This window comes from Sorangium sp. So ce887 (assembly GCF_051521455.1).
In the GTDB taxonomy this organism is placed as follows: Bacteria; Myxococcota_A; Polyangia; order Polyangiales; family Polyangiaceae; genus Sorangium.
The window spans coordinates 3960712-3974877 of record NZ_CP150354.1; the positions used below are offsets into that span (position 1 = coordinate 3960712).

Annotated in this window: 13 protein-coding genes; 4 read left to right on the plus strand and 9 right to left on the minus strand. The window is 73.7% G+C overall.

The annotated features are described in order from the left end of the window. Positions 1-5 precede the first annotated feature (5 nt). The 3 genes from WMF36_RS14750 to epmA all read right to left on the minus strand — a co-directional run bounded on the left by WMF36_RS14750 (position 6) and on the right by epmA (position 2373). Positions 6-398: a DUF423 domain-containing protein gene (locus WMF36_RS14750; RefSeq protein WP_437580240.1), complete on the minus strand. Its 393-nt coding sequence runs from the start codon at positions 396-398 to the stop codon at positions 6-8. Positions 399-538: 140 nt separating this feature from the next. Continuing rightward, positions 539-1090, minus strand: coding sequence for a hypothetical protein (locus WMF36_RS14755; RefSeq protein ID WP_437580241.1), 552 nt, complete (start codon positions 1088-1090; stop codon positions 539-541). Continuing rightward, positions 1087-2373 carry an EF-P lysine aminoacylase EpmA gene (gene epmA, locus WMF36_RS14760; protein ID WP_437580242.1) on the minus strand — a complete coding sequence of 429 codons (1287 nt, stop codon included), beginning with the start codon at positions 2371-2373 and terminating at the stop codon, positions 1087-1089. Before epmA ends, WMF36_RS14755 begins: the two co-directional genes overlap by 4 nt. 223 nt (positions 2374-2596) lie before the next feature. Here epmA and WMF36_RS14765 point away from each other — a divergent pair, with 223 nt between their 5' ends. Further along, positions 2597-4855 carry a hypothetical protein gene (locus tag WMF36_RS14765; protein ID WP_437580243.1) on the plus strand — a complete coding sequence of 753 codons (2259 nt, stop codon included), beginning with the start codon at positions 2597-2599 and terminating at the stop codon, positions 4853-4855. 127 nt (positions 4856-4982) lie between these two features. Further along, entirely contained in the window at positions 4983-5933 is a 951-nt protein-coding gene (locus tag WMF36_RS14770) for an alpha/beta hydrolase (protein WP_437580244.1), read from the plus strand. A 141-nt stretch (positions 5934-6074) separates the two neighbouring features. On the opposite strand, the gene WMF36_RS14775 is transcribed toward WMF36_RS14770, so the two are convergent. From WMF36_RS14775 to WMF36_RS14800, 6 genes are all read right to left on the minus strand, one after another. Next, positions 6075-6560 (minus strand): hypothetical protein, encoded by a 486-nt coding sequence (locus WMF36_RS14775; RefSeq protein WP_437580245.1) that lies wholly within the window; start codon positions 6558-6560, stop codon positions 6075-6077. 44 nt (positions 6561-6604) lie between these two features. Next, entirely contained in the window at positions 6605-7261 is a 657-nt protein-coding gene (gene pgsA, locus WMF36_RS14780; RefSeq protein ID WP_437490842.1) for a CDP-diacylglycerol--glycerol-3-phosphate 3-phosphatidyltransferase, read from the minus strand. Further along, positions 7251-8966 (minus strand): tetratricopeptide repeat protein, encoded by a 1716-nt coding sequence (locus WMF36_RS14785; protein WP_437580246.1) that lies wholly within the window; start codon positions 8964-8966, stop codon positions 7251-7253. Before WMF36_RS14785 ends, pgsA begins: the two co-directional genes overlap by 11 nt. 37 nt (positions 8967-9003) lie before the next feature. After that, positions 9004-9729 carry a 1-(5-phosphoribosyl)-5-[(5-phosphoribosylamino)methylideneamino]imidazole-4-carboxamide isomerase gene (hisA, locus tag WMF36_RS14790; protein WP_437580247.1) on the minus strand — a complete coding sequence of 242 codons (726 nt, stop codon included), beginning with the start codon at positions 9727-9729 and terminating at the stop codon, positions 9004-9006. 66 nt (positions 9730-9795) lie between these two features. Beyond that, entirely contained in the window at positions 9796-10788 is a 993-nt protein-coding gene (locus tag WMF36_RS14795) for a hypothetical protein (protein WP_437580248.1), read from the minus strand. A 76-nt stretch (positions 10789-10864) separates the two neighbouring features. Beyond that, positions 10865-12466: a protein kinase domain-containing protein gene (locus tag WMF36_RS14800; RefSeq protein WP_437580249.1), complete on the minus strand. Its 1602-nt coding sequence runs from the start codon at positions 12464-12466 to the stop codon at positions 10865-10867. A 224-nt stretch (positions 12467-12690) separates the two neighbouring features. On the opposite strand from WMF36_RS14800, the gene WMF36_RS14805 reads away from it, so the two are divergent. Together WMF36_RS14805 and WMF36_RS14810 are read left to right on the plus strand one after the other, a co-directional pair. Next, positions 12691-13533, plus strand: a complete 843-nt coding sequence (locus tag WMF36_RS14805) for an SIR2 family NAD-dependent protein deacylase (RefSeq protein ID WP_437580250.1) — start codon at positions 12691-12693, stop codon at positions 13531-13533. Positions 13534-13545: 12 nt separating this feature from the next. Further along, positions 13546-14088 (plus strand): non-canonical purine NTP pyrophosphatase, encoded by a 543-nt coding sequence (locus WMF36_RS14810; RefSeq protein ID WP_437580251.1) that lies wholly within the window; start codon positions 13546-13548, stop codon positions 14086-14088. Positions 14089-14166: the final 78 nt, after the last annotated feature.

The following is a 14166-nucleotide window of genomic DNA, read 5'->3' on the forward strand; positions in this document are numbered from 1 at the left end:
GCGCCTCAGCCCTTCGCGAGCCCGAGCGCGGCCACCGCCACCGCGCCCCAGCCGGCGAGGAGGAACAGCCCGCCGATCGGCGTGACCACGCCGAGTACGCGGACGCCGGTCAAGGTCATCACGTAGAGGCTGCCGGAGAAGAGCAGCACGCCGGCCGCGAAGCAGAAGCCGGCGGTGGTGGCCGCCGACCCGCCGGTGCGCGCGGCGAGGTGGGCGGCGAGCGCCAGCGCGAGCGCGTGGATGAGGTGGTACAGGGAACCCGTCTGCCACCAGGAAGCGCGCAGCGCGCCGTCCGGGAGCGCGTCCAGCTTCGCCTTGAGGCCGTGAGCGCCGAAGGCGCCGAGCGCCACCCCGAGGAACCCGTAGACGCCCGAGAGCAGGAAGAAGAGCCGTTCCATATCGGGCGCGGAGCTTAGTCCATGACCGGAGCGCGTCACGAGGCGCGCTCGACCTCCACGCGACCGGGACGGGCTCGCGTCGACCTTCGAGGCGCAGGAGGACGGCTCGTCGACATGGACAAGCGGGAGCGCGAGGCGCGTCAGCCGCCCTGCGCCGGCCGCCGCGGGAAGATCGTCTCCCGGATCTCGGCGGTCGACGCGCCGGACTGCGCCGCGAGGCGGCCGAGGACGAGGCGGTTCAGCCGGCCGTCCGGCGGCGTCTTGACCGCGATCACGAAGGCGGCGTCGACCGCCACGCCGGCGTGCCTCGCCGCCCGCTCCGCGAGCGCCGCCGCCTCGCTCTCGGAGAGCTCCTGCCGCCGCGTGACGCGGATCTTCACGTAGAGCGCCGCCCGCATCAGCGTGTGATAGCCGTGTATCCACGCCATCCAGCGCTCCTCCGCGCCCCCGGCGAGGGCCCGCGCCAGCGCGTCGTGGCGCCGCTCGATCTCGTCGAACGGCAGGTTGTCGAGCTCGTTCAGCGCGCCGGGGAACTCCCCCGCGAGCGCGCGGAACACCTCCTTGGCCGGGATCGCCTCGCCGGCCGCCCGCGCGCGCCGGAGCTCCGCGAGCGTGCGGTACTTGCGGGCGAGCTGCGACAGGACCTCCGGCGAGAGGCGCTCGCCGCCGTCGGGGGGCGTCGCGGCGCTCACAGCCAGCCGTGGGGGAACGCGAGGACGTCGCCGATCGACGCGGCGCCGAGGCACAGCGCGACGAGGCGATCGACCCCGAGCGCGTTGCCCGCCGCCGGCGGCATCCCCTCCTCGAGCGCGTCGAGGAAGCGCTCGTCGATCGGGTAGACCGGCTTGCCCTGGGCCGCCCGCGCCGCCTGATCGGCGAGGAGCCGCGCGCGCTGCTCGACCGGGCAGGTCAGCTCGCCGAAGCCGTTGCAGAGCTCGACGCCCGCGACGTAGAGCTCGAACCGCTCGCACACCCGGGGATCGCCCGGCTTGAGCCGCGCGAGCGACGCGAGCGGCGCGGGGAAATCGACCAGGAACACCGGGTGGGGCAGCGCCGCGATCGCCGGCTCCACCTGGTCCACGAGCAGGCGGAAGAACCGCTCCTCGTCGCGCGACGCGAGCGCGATCGCGTCGTCCGCGGGCACGCCCGCCCACCGCGCGAACGCGTCGCCGACCGAGATGCGCGGGAACGGCGGCGTGAGGCGCACCTGCCTGCCGGCCGCCGAGAGCGTCCCGTCCGCGTCGAGCGCGGCCGCGACGCGCTGCACGATCGCCTCCGTGTCGGCCATCACGTCGTCCACCCCGGCGAAAGCGCGGTACCATTCGAGCATCGTGAACTCCGGGTTGTGCCTGTCCCCGAGCTCCCCGCGCCGGAAGCAGCGCGCGAGCTGGAAGCAGCGCGGGACGCCGCCCGAGAGCAGCCGCTTCATCTGGTACTCCGGGCTCGTGATCAGGAACGTCGGGCGCGCCGCCTCGACCGCGAACGCGTCGAGGTGCAGGTCGAGCCCGGGGGAGGGGACCATGCTCGGCGTCTCCACCTCGAGGAACCCGCGCTCGGCGAACAGCGCCCGCACCGCCGCGAGCGCCGCCGCGCGCCGCGCGAGCGCCGCGCCGCGACCGCGGTGGATCGCCCGCTCGGTCTCGCTCGACGGCGGCGCCGCGGCCCCCGCGCGCCCCCGCGGCGGCCTCCGCGGCGCGATCCGCTCGACGAGCCGCGCCGCGGCGAGCGCGCCGCCGGCCGGCGCCCCCTCGACGACCGCGAGGTCGCCGGCCTCGAGCGGCGGCGCGGGCGCGCCCTCCAGCGCGACACGCACCGCGCCGAAGGCGTCCCCGAGCACGACGGCGCCCTCCGCGACCTCGAGCACGCGGCCGCCGACGCGCACCCTGCCGGGCAACGTCGCACCGGCGGAGGCGATGTCGCTCGGAGCGAACGTCGACGGGAACCCAGTCAAGAAGTTTGTTTCGGGGAGAGCCACGGGATCCTGCGCCGGGTGTGCCGGAGACATAACACGCATGTTGGCCAAAGACGTCAGGCAAGGAGCCAACCGCCACTACAACTTGTTATTTTTCCGGGAGAACGCCGCGTGGCGCCTCCTTGATGACCCAACGTAACTCGATACGTTGGTCGCGCTCGTCGGTCCGGCCCCGCCGCGCCTCACGCGAGCGCCGCAAGCAGAAATCCAGCCGGAGAGAAGAACCATGAGACGACAGCCGATCTTGCTTCCGTTGACCGCGCTCGCAACTCTGGCCGCTGCGGGGTCGGCTGCCGCGTCCGACTGGCACACCGTAGCACCGGGCTCGCCCGCGGCGGACCTGTCCTTCCGCCGCACCACCAGCGGCGCGCGCGGCGCGGCGGAGACGTATCTGAAGCAAGCGGCTTCCGAGCTCCGGATCGAGGGCGTCTCGCTGGGTTACGAGAGCGAGCTCCAGGACGGCGATCACCGCACCGTCCGGTTCGCGCAGTTCCACGCCGGACACCCCGTGCTCGGCGGCGCCGCGGCGGTCCAGGTCGCCCCGGAGGGCCGCGTGGAGGTCGTGGTGCTCGACGTGGCGCGCGGCCTGTCGGTCCCGACGGCGCCGAAATACAGGGAGGAGTCGGCGCGGAGCGCGGTCGAGGCGACCTACGGGATGACGCTGGCGGAGCGGCCGAGCGCGGCGCTCGCGGTGTTCCCCGAGGCGGAGACGGGCGGCAAGCTCGTCTGGGTCGTCGATGTCCGGTCGGAGCTCGGCGGCGAGCGCTTCCTCGTGGACGCGCACGCCGGCAAGATCGTCCACCGGCGGTCGCTCGCCGTCCACGCGCGGGGGCGCGTCTACCCGATCAGCTCCGCGGTCACGCCGCAGCTCGAGGATCGCGAGCTCGTCGGCCTCGACGCGGCGGACCCTCAGACCTTGAGCGGCTGGAACGGCAACTTCAAGGTGGCGAACTACGTGGCTGGCGACCTCGTGGGTGGCGTCTCGCTCACCCTGGAGCAGAGCGTCGGGCCGAACGCGGGGGAGGACTTCCTCTACGATCCGCCGACGAGCGCGGACGACGTGAAGGACCAGTTCGCGCAGGTCGGCGTCTATTACCACCTCACCCGGATGCGCGATTACTTCACGAAGGCCCACCAGCTCGACATGGGGACGCCGGGCTGGAAGCTCGTCGCGGTCGCCAACATGCTGGAGTCGGGCCGGCCGATGGACAACGCGTTCTTCTCGCCGCAGGGCACGGAGGCGCCCTTCCGCGCGCCGAACCTCATCGCCATCGGCCAGGGCTCGTCCTTCGACTTCTCGGACGACTCCGACGTGTTCCTCCACGAGTTCACCCATTACGTCACTGCCAACGCGATCGGCTACAACGATGGCCAGTTCGCCGTCAACGAGTACGGGCTCTCTCCCTGGGCCGGCAGCATCGATGAGGGCATCGCGGACTACTTCGCCTGCACCGTGAACGGCGACCCCACGCTCGGTGAGGCGTCGCTCGTGCCCTTCGGCGCGGAGCGCGATCTCTCGGACAACATCAAGACATGCCCCGACGATCTGGTCGGCGAGGTGCACGAGGACGGCGAGCTCATCGGCAGCCTCGCGTGGTCGTTGCACGACAAATTCGGGGCCGAGCTGGGCGACAGGCTCGTGTGGAGCGCGCTGACGCTGCTGACCCGCAACGCCTCGCTCGGCGACTTCGCCAAGGGGCTGAAGAGGGCGGCCGACAAGCTGGTGAGCACCGGCGAGCTCACGGCGGCGGACGCCAGCGCCGTCGAGGCGCTGATCGAGAGCCGGGGCCTGGACGACTGCGAGGAGGTGCTCGACCTGAGCGGGGGCAAGTTGCGCAGGACGCAGATGTTCGGCATCGATTCGCTGGTCTACGGGACCGGGGCGTCGTGCACGGAGTGGCGCCGGCAGCTCAGCCTCCAGAGCCTCTTCCACTTCAAGAGCACGCCGGATCGGACCGCGAAGGGCATCCGCTTCACCGTGCAGCTCCAGCCCCATGGCGGCGATGACCTCGAGTGGAGCATCTACGTGAGGACCGCCCGGCACGTCGGCTTCACGATGGGCGACATGCTGCCGGAGGCCACGAGCTACGATTACAGCGTCGAGGCGATCACGGACACGTACGGTGAGATCGTCATCGACGAGAAGTCCGATCCGCCGTTCGATCCCACGCAGACGTACTACATGGTGATCGGTCACGGGAACTGCCCGGCCACCGCCGTCACGGTGGAGAGCGCCGATCTCGGGGTCGAGCCGCCGCCGGTCGACCCGGCGGACCCGGTCGAGCCGGAGCCGGAGCCCGGCGCGACGGGCGGCGCGACGCCGGACCCGACCGACCCGGCCAAGGAGCCGCCTGCAGCGGGGTGCGCGTGCCGCGCCGCCGAGCCGAGCGCGCCCCTCGCCCCGTGGACGGCGCTCTCCGGGGTCGCGCTGGCCGGAGCGGCTGTGCTCAGGCGCCGCGTGCGCGCGCGACGGACGCGGGGCTGAGGCGGCCGCGCGGCGTGCGAGGTGCGACGCGCCGGCGCGCCGCCCCTCGCGGCGCCTGCCCCCTACCGCGAGGGGCGCGCGCTCGGATAGAGTGCGGCCTCCCCCTCGTCTCGACACGGGAGCGCCCATGCCTCTTGATCCCAAGTCCCAGGTGCTGCTGGACATGCTCTCGGGACCGCCCATCTTCTCGGTGCCGGTCCGCGAGGCGCGCGCCGCCGCGAGCCAGCTTGCCGCCGCGATGCCGGCCAGCGAGGCGGTGGGACGCGTCGAGGAGCGCGCGATCCCGGGCCCGCTCGGTGACATCGCGGCGCGGATCTACTGGCCCGCGGGCGCGACCGCGGGCGCCCTGCCGATCGTCGTTTACTTTCACGGCGGCGGCTGGGTGCTCTGCAACCTCGACACGCACGACGGCGTCTGCCGCTCGCTGACGAACCTCGCCGGCTGCATCACGGTGTCCGTCGACTATCGCCTCGCCCCCGAGCACAGGTTCCCGGAGCCGCTCGGGGACTGCCTCGCGGCGGTGCGATGGGTGGCCGACAACGCCGAGCGCCTCGGGGGCGATCCGGCGCGCGTCGCGGTGGCCGGCGACAGCGCGGGGGGCAACCTCGCCGCCGCCGTCGCGGTCGCGTCGCGCCAGCGCGGCGGTCCGGCGCTCGTCCACCAGGTGCTGTTCTACCCGGCGCTCGACGCGCGCTGCGACATGCCGTCGTGCCGGTCGCTGAGCGAAGGCTACATGCTCACGGCCGCCGAGATGCGCTGGTACTGGGACAGCTACCTCACGAGCGACGCCGACCGGGAGAACCCGCTCGCGTGCCCGCTGCGTGCGCGCGACCTCGGGGGGTTGCCCGGGGCGACCGTGATCACCGCGGAGTACGATCCGCTGCGGGACGACGGCGAGACGTACGCCGCCCGCCTGAAGGAAGCGGGCGTCCCCGTGGAGCTCAAGCGGTTTGACGGCGTGCTCCACGGCTTCGTCCTGGTGGCCCCCCTCGTCGATCTCGCGCAGGGCAAGGAGGCGCTCGCCTTCGCGGGCGCGTCGCTGCGGCAGGCCTTCGCGCAGCCGGCGTCTCGGGCCTGAGGCGGCCGCGCCGCGCGCCGGGAGCGGCCTGCCGGCGGAGCGAGACGCCCTGACGAGGCGGGCCAGGACGGCCGGCGCATGGCACGGAGCGCTCGTGCGCCTTGCTTCCGTGGCCGTGCCGCGACGTCTGCGTCCGCTGCGCTAGCGTCCGCCGTTGCCGCCGCTGCCGCCGGAGCCGCCGCCCTCGCCAGCACCGCCGTCTCCGCCGGTGCCCGCCCCGCCGCCGCCGCCGGTGCCCGCCCCGCCGCCGCCGCCGGTGCCCGCCCCGCCGCCGCCGCCGGTGCCCGCCCCGCCGCCGCCGCCGGTGCCCGCGCCGCCGCCGGCGGTGCCTGCACCACCCCCCGTGCCGCTCGCGCTGGTCGTCGTGGTGCTCGTCGTCGGATCCTGGCTGGGATCGCAGACCTGCGTTATCACGCCGGGCCTGCAGCAACGGTGTTGTTGCTGCTGCTGGCCGATACCCCTGCACTCGAGGCCATTCGCGCAGTCCTCGTTGCCGTTCGCAATTTCGCAGGGCTCGCCCTCTTGCTGCTCGCTGCAGCTCGCGGCGGAGGCGACGAGCGCCGCGGCGAGCGCGGCCAGGAGGAGCGCGGGGCGCAAGGCGTTGCGCGATGTCTTCAGGGCTTTCACGCGCGCTGGTCTAGCAGAACCAGGCGGGCTTGCCTATTGCCCATCTACGGCGGAGGAGCCGCCCGGTTCTTCGCGTCGATGGCGTCGATGAACAGGCCCATGTACTGCGCGGCGCTCGTGATCGAGAAGACGAGCGATAGATAGATGAGCAGCCGGCCGACGTGCACCACGTCGACCTCCCCGAAGTCGACGCCGAGGTGGATGTGGTACGGGTAGCCGAGGATCAGGCAGACGATGCCGATCATCTGCAGCGCTGTCTTGATCTTCCCGCCGTCGCCCGCCGCGATGACGAGCCCCTCCGTCGACGCGATCGAGCGGAGCGCCGTGATCGTGATCTCGCGCGAGATGAGCAGCACCACCGCCCACGCCGGGATCCGGCCCATCGGGACGAGCCACACCAGCGTGGCGGCGACGATGAGCTTGTCGGCGAGCGGATCGAGGAACTTGCCGAGCACGCTCACGAGGCCCTGCCGCCGCGCCAGGTAGCCGTCGAGCATGTCCGTGATCGCCGCGAGCGAGTAGACGCACGCGGCCCAGAAGCAGTCCCGCGGCGCGCCCCTCGAGAGGAGCAGGAGGACGGCGGGGATCATGAGGACCCGCGCGAACGTGAGCAGGTTCGGGACGTTCTTCGCGTCCTCCCAGAGCGTCCTCCGCCGCTGCGCCTTGATGCCCCGCAGGGACGTGCCCGCGCTAGCGACCATCGACGAGAACCATCCCCTCTCCACCGAACGTCACGAAGCCCTGCAGCCCGCCGGGCGCCTCGGCCGCGGGCAGCGTGCGCGGCAGGAGCCGGCCCATCCACCCGAGCACCGCGGTCGCGCGCGTCGACGTCGGCCGCGACGGGGTGATCTCCAGCGCCGCGGCGCGCTCGGGCACCGAGATCACCATGTGGCCGCGGCCGCGCAGCTGCACCATCGCGACCGCCTCGCCGTCGCCGGCCGGCAGGCGGCCGTTCTCGTAGCCGATCGGCAGCTCGAAGCCGACGAGGACGTCCTCGCGCAGGTAGATCGGCTCCTCCCCGAGCGTCACGGCGTGGAGCCGCCGCCCCTCCGGCGCGCCGAGCACGAGCTCGCAGCGCGCGGCGATCTCGACGAAGGGCGTGCTCGGTCCGCCGAGCGGCTCGTCGAAGATGCGGCCGCGCGCCTGCCGCTTCAGCACGTGCGTGGCGGTCCCGGGGTGCATGCTCATCGTGCGCAGCGCGTCGAGCCGGACCACGAAGCCCTTCGTGGCCTGCACGAGGACGACGCCGCTCGCGTGCCGCGCGACCGCGACGTCGCGCGGGAAGATGAGCTGCCGCTCGCGCGCGACCGCCAGCAGCGTCTCCGGCGGCTGCACCTCGAGCGGCGTCGTGGACGGCGGCGGCGTGCCAGGCGCCACCGTGGGGGGCGGCAGCGACGACGAGCGCGCGGCGGCCTTCCTGCTCGCCAGCGCCGCGTCCCCGGTCGCGGGGACGGCGACCGCGAAGCGGCCCGTGATCGAGTGCTCCTCCGGGGCCATCGAGCCGCGGCGCACGCCAGGCGCAGCGCCCCCTGCGGGCGGCGCCTGGACCGCCGGCATGGACGGGACCGTCGGGGCCGCGCCGCCCCGCGGGCCAGGCGATCGGGACGCGCCGGCCGCGCTCGCCGCGCCGGCCGCGCGGCCGTCCGCCCCGAGGCTCCGGAGCGACGGCGGCGCCGGGATGGTCGGCATCGTCTCGCGGCCCGGCTCGATCGCCGACCAGGTCCCGGACGGGATGCGCGGCAGATCCGAGTCGTGCCGGAAGCCCGCGCTCGCGCGATCCAGCGCCTGCACCGCCTCGCCCGCGGCGCGCTGCACCTCGGCCCTCGCCTCCGCCCTCGCTTCGGCCCTCGCCTCGGCCTTGGCCTCGACCGGCGGCTGGTCCTCGGTGTCGGGCGGCTCGACCGGGTACCGTCCCGTGGCGCCGCTCGTCATGTCGAGCAGGCGGCGCGCCATCGCGTCATGGCCGCCCGCCGCGAACGCGTGGCTCGCGCGCTCGTAGTCGCCCATGCGCTGGAACGCGAGCCCGAGATAGCCCCAGGCGCGCTGGTGCTTCGGGTTCTGCTCGAGCGCCCTCTCGAGCTCGGAGCGCGCCTGCGCGGGCTGTCCGGTCTTGAGGTACGAGAGCGCGAGGTTGATGCGCGGCTCGACCGCGTCCGGGTGGGCCTGGATCAGCCGCTCATAGATCGCGATCGCCCGCGGATAGAGCCCCAGCCGGAAGTAGACGATCCCGAGGAGGTCCTGCCCCTTGGGATCGCTCGGCTGGAGCGAGAGGGCGCGCTCGAGCTCCGCCTTCGCGGCGTGGACCCGGTTGTCCTGCAGGAGCTCGCTGCCCCGGTGCAGGTGGAACAGGAACTCTTCCGCTGCGACTTCGCGGGTGGAAGGCCGGGGGTCGTCGCGCTCGGGCATCGTCGGGTGGAGCGTACACGAAAACGCACACGCGCCGTCAGGCGCTCGCCGCCTCGATCGCCTCGGCGAGCGTGAAGGCCCCCTCGTAGAGTGCGCGGCCCACGATGACGCCGCTCACGCCCGGGATCTGCGCGAGCGCGCGCAGATGAGCCAGCGAGCCGACTCCGCCGGAGGCCAGCACGGGGAAGCCGCACGAGCCGGCGAGCTCACGGGTGGCCTCCAGGTTGGGGCCGACCTGCGTCCCGTCGCGGGAGACGTCGGTGTAGAGGAGCGCGGCGATGGGGGAGCCGGCGAGCGCGTGGGCGACGTCGAGGGCCGTGACGGAGGAGACCTGCTCCCAGCCCTGCACGGCCACGCGCCCGTCCTTGGCGTCGACCGCGACCACGACGCGCCCCGGGAAGCGGCCGGCGAGGTCGCGCACGAGCGCGGGATCGTTCACCGCGGCGGTCCCGAGCACGATGCGATCGGCGCCGAGCTCGAGGTAGCTCTCGGCCGCGGCGGCGGAGCGGATGCCGCCGCCCACCTGCACGCTGCCCCCGTCCACGCCGAACGCGGCGACGACGGCGCGGACCGCGTCGGCCTGCACGGGACGGCCGGCCCGGGCCCCTTCCAGGTCGACCACGTGCAGCCGATCGCAGGCGCGTCGGAGGCGGGCGGCGAGCGCGGCCGGGTCCTGGTCGTAGACGGTGACCTGATCGTAGCGTCCTTGATGGAGGCGCACGGCCTGGCCTCCGAGAAGATCGATGGCGGGGATGAGCTGCACGCGGCGGGTCTAGCGCGCCTCCGCGCCGGCGGGTAGAGGCGGCGAAGGCGCGCTAGACCCGCCGCGTCACCATGCCCCGCTCGCCCCGAGCACCACGCCCTGCGGCCCGGCCGCGAGCACCCCTGCGCGGATCCGCCTTGACGTCGCGCCGACGGTCGGCTCGCGCTGCGCCGGCTCGGTCAGGTAGAGCACCGCGGCCGCCCCGAGCCCGGCCAGCCCCACGCCGAAGCCGATCGTGCTCACGAGCCCCGTGGTGCTCGCGCTGTCGGCGGCGTCCATCCCGGCCTGATCGCAGGCCGTCTCGTCGCTCACGCCGATCCCGCTGCCGCAGTGCTCCTCGACGACGCTCTTCTTGCCCAGCGTGAGCGCGCCCGTGATCCCGCCGATCACGAGCCCCGCCACGCCGACGCCGCCGGCCACGACCATGGCCGCTCGCCGGCCCGAAAGGCCGCCGGCGGGGGGCGCCGAGGCGTCCTTCACCTGCAGCTCGACCCGCTTCTTCTCGCCCTGGGCGAGCTGGATCCGCGTCTCCCAGACGGGCCCTCCCGGCGCCTGGGTCGACACGACGTGCTCTCCCGGCTCCGCCGGCGCGCCCGCGCCGAGCGCGGCGCTGTCCACCACGCGGCCGTCGCGCTTCACCACCGTCCCTGCGGGGGCGCCCGGCGGGAGGGCGAGCGAGAGCTCCGGCACGAGCGGGGCCAGCTTGTCGTGCTCCTGCCTGGCCACCTTCGGTCGCTCCCCTTGCCGGCTCTTCTGCTCCGGCGTCAGCTGATCGACCTGCGCGAGGTACTCGCCGAAGTGCGTGAACGCGGCGGCGATGCGGCCCGAGCGCGACTCGCAGATCGCCAGCGTGAAGAGCGCCCCCAGCTTGGGCTCGATCCGATGGCTCTCGGCGATCGCCTTGCAGCCCGTCTCGTACCGGCCTGCCTCCATGTCGGCGAGGCCTCGGTTGAAGAGGGCCTCCGCCGCCGCGCCGTCCTGCGCCGCGGCGGGGGCCGCGGCGGCGAGCGGGCAGAGGACGAGGGCGAGAGGGGCAATCCGGCGCAGGCATCGTGTCATGTTCTGGCGCATCCACAGGGCGAGAGGTCGGCCGGCGTGGGCGAGGAGGGGTCCGGCATCGCGGCGGACATGGATCTCAATCCCGTCCGAGCAAGGGGACCTTGGGGCGCGTCGAGGAGCCCCGTCGCTCGCTCGGGGCTGGCTTCGGCGCGGCCTTCGGTGGAGCGCTCGCCGGCCGGCGCGGGGCTGGGCCCGCGACGGCGCTCGCGCTGGCGCTGGGGGTGGGCGCCGCCGCCGAGGGCTCTGCCGCCGCCGAGGGCTCTGCCGCCGCCGAGGGCGCTGCCGTAGCCGAGGGCTCTGCCATCACCGGCGGCGTCGCGCTCGGCGCAGGGGTGACGACGGCGCCCGCCGTGGCGGCGTCCTGCGCAGCGGTCTCCGGCGACGCGGCCACCGCCGGCTCGGCCCCGGCGCGGATCAGGAGCCAGCTCCCCGCGCCCAGCGCCCCGAGCCCGACGACGACCGCCGCGGCGACGAGCGGCGTCCGGCTCGGCCTCGCAGGGACGAGCGCCCCTGCGGGGATGGAGGTCATCGACGTCTCCGTCATGGTCGCCGCGAGCGGCACGCCCGGCGAGCGGGCCGGGTGATCCGGACCGAGCGGGGCGACGCTCGTCATCGCGGGCGTCATCAGCACGGGCGCCGTCATGCCGGGCGCCGGCATCCCGTGCGCTGTGCCGGGCGCCGTCGAGGTGGGCGTCATCGTCCCGGGCGTCGGCGTGGCGAGCGCCCCCATGCCGGCGCTCGCCAGGGACCAGGGCGGAGCGCTCGGGTGGGGCACAGGTCCGCTGCTGGCCGTGGCGAAGCCGAGCACCTCGGAGAGCGCCTGCGCCGCCTCGCTCGCGGTGCGGAACCGCGCCGCCGGGTCGACGGCCGCGACCCGGGCGAACCACGCATCGAAGCTCTGCGGCAGCAGCACCCGGTGCCCCCTCGCCCGCTGCACCGGCGGCTCCTGCGGCCCGTGGACGACCACCAGCGCGAACGCGATCACGTCGCCGGCGCTGAGCGCCTCCGGGCTCCAGTACGGCGTTCCCACGAGCAGCGTGTACGCGATCATCCCGAGCGCGTAGATGTCGACGGCGCTGGTGAGCTTCGTGTCGACGCGGAACTGCTCGGGCGCCATGTAGAGCGGCGTCCCGAGGCTCCGCGTGACGCCGGCCGCGTTCCCCCCCTCGGCGAGCAGCTTCGCCACGCCGAAATCGAGGATCTTCATGCGGGGCGTCCCGTCGTCCCGCTGGGTCACGAACAGGTTCTCGGGCTTCAGATCCCGGTGGATGATGGATGCGGCGTGGGTCCGGTCGAGGGCCGACCCGGTCTGCTGGAGGTACGTCGAGACCTCGCCGGGCGGCAGCCTGCCGATGCGCTTGAGGCGCTGGCCGAGCTCCTCGCCGCGGAGCAGCTCCATCACCAGGAACGGCATCCCGGTCGCCTCGTCGATGCCCGCGTCGAAGACGTCGACGATGTACTCGCTCTCGATGTCCGCCGTGATCTGCGCCTCGCGCTTGAAGCGGCCGCGCATCTCCTCGCTCTGGAAGAGGTACGCGTGCATCACCTTCAGCGCCCGGCGGCGGTTGGTCTCGATGTGCACCGCCTCGTAGACGGATCCCATCGCGCCGACGGCGAGGAGGCGCACCACGCGATAGCGGTTCGCAAAGACCGTTCCGTCCGCGAGCGTGGCCGACACGGCGGGAGGGTCGCGCGCGGCGGCGGTCGCGTCAAGGATTCAGGGACCAGCGATGGGCACCTCGGGCGAGCGCCTCGCCCGACCCGCCGGGCGCTGTCGCTCCCGTCCCGAGCATCGTGGCCGAGCGCTGCCATGGGCGAGCGGTCCGGCGGCGCGGCGAAGCGCCCTGGCCGAGCGGGCGCCGGTTGCGTGAGGTCGACGAGCGGATACCATCGCTCGCGACGATGGCTGTGCTGACGCTCGAGCAAGCGGCGGTCCCGCTTCGGCAGGCGTACCGGGAAGGACGCCTCATTCCTTTTCTGGGCGCAGGCTTTTCCGCCCCGCTCCAGCTGCCCATGTGGAAGGAGCTGGTGGGGTGGATGGGCGAGGCGCTCGGCTTCGAGCCTGCGCTCTTCGAGCTGCACGGCCTGCCCCCGCAGCTCGCCGGCTTCTTCGCCCGGGAGCGCGCGGGCGGCCTCGACAGCTTCATCGCCGAGATGCGCGCGCGCTTCCACGCGCGTGAGGTCGACGAGCGCCGCAAGGGCTCGTGCCAGCACAAGGCGCTGGCGCGCCGCCACTTTCCGACCATCTACACGACCAACTTCGAGCACCATATCGAGGAGGCGCTCCGGGACGCGGGCAAGCAGGCCGTGGCGCTCTCCACGTTCGACGACTTCGCGCGGTGCCCGGCCCAGGGGGCATGCCATGTCATCAAGTTCCATGGCGACCTCAACCGGCCCGAGACCGTGGTGCTGACCGAAGCCCAGTATTTCAGCCGCCTGAGGCTCGAAGCCGCGCCCGATCAGCGCCTCCGGGCCGATCTGCTCAGCAACAGCTTTCTCTTCCTCGGCTACAGCTTCGGCGACGTCGACATCCGCTACATCTGGTATCGCATGGAGCAGATGCGCATCGAGGGCAGCTCGCCCGGCGCGCAGCGAGCGCCGAACCGCCGCGGCTACTGGGCGACGTTCGGCGCCGGGCTCGTCCAGCCGGCGCTGCTCGAGGCCTGGCACGTCGACGTCATCGAGCTCGACCCCAACGACAAGACGCAGAGCGTGGTGGCTCTGCTCGATGCGCTGGACGGGTGAGGGGCGCGGGTCATGGTCTATTTCGTCTCCTCGAACGAGCACAAGCTCGAGGACATGGCCCATGGTTGGAAGGACGGGCCGACGCTGCTTCGGGTCCTGCGGCTCGAGGTGCCCGAGGTCCTCTCCTCGGATCTCGACGTCGTCGTGCGGGAGAAGGCCCTCGCCGCCTACCGGCTGGCGCTCGTGCCGCTCTTCGTGGAGCACGGCGGGCTGTTCATCGAGCATCTGAACGGCTTCCCGGGCCCGCTCGTGAGGCCGTTCTGGGAGCGGCTGCAGGACCGGATCTGCGGCCTCATTCCCCCGGGGGTGTCTCGCGCCGCGTGGGTCGTCCAGAAGGTCTGTTACTGCGACGGCCGGACGCTCCGCGTCTACACGGGCAGCGTCCTCGGGGAGATCGCCTGCGAGCGGCGGGGCGAAGAGGGCACCCACTGGGAGCCGATGTTCATCCCGGCCGGGCAGACGCGGACGCTCGGGCAAATGCCCCGCGATGAGCGGCTCCGCTGCTCCGCGAGCGCGGAGGCCCTGCATGCGTTCCGGAGCGACATCGGGCTGTGAGCGGCTCCGGCGCGCGCCCCGCCTCGCGACCGCGGCCGCGCCGTCCGCGCGTCGCGATGGCGCTTGACTTCCGGATCG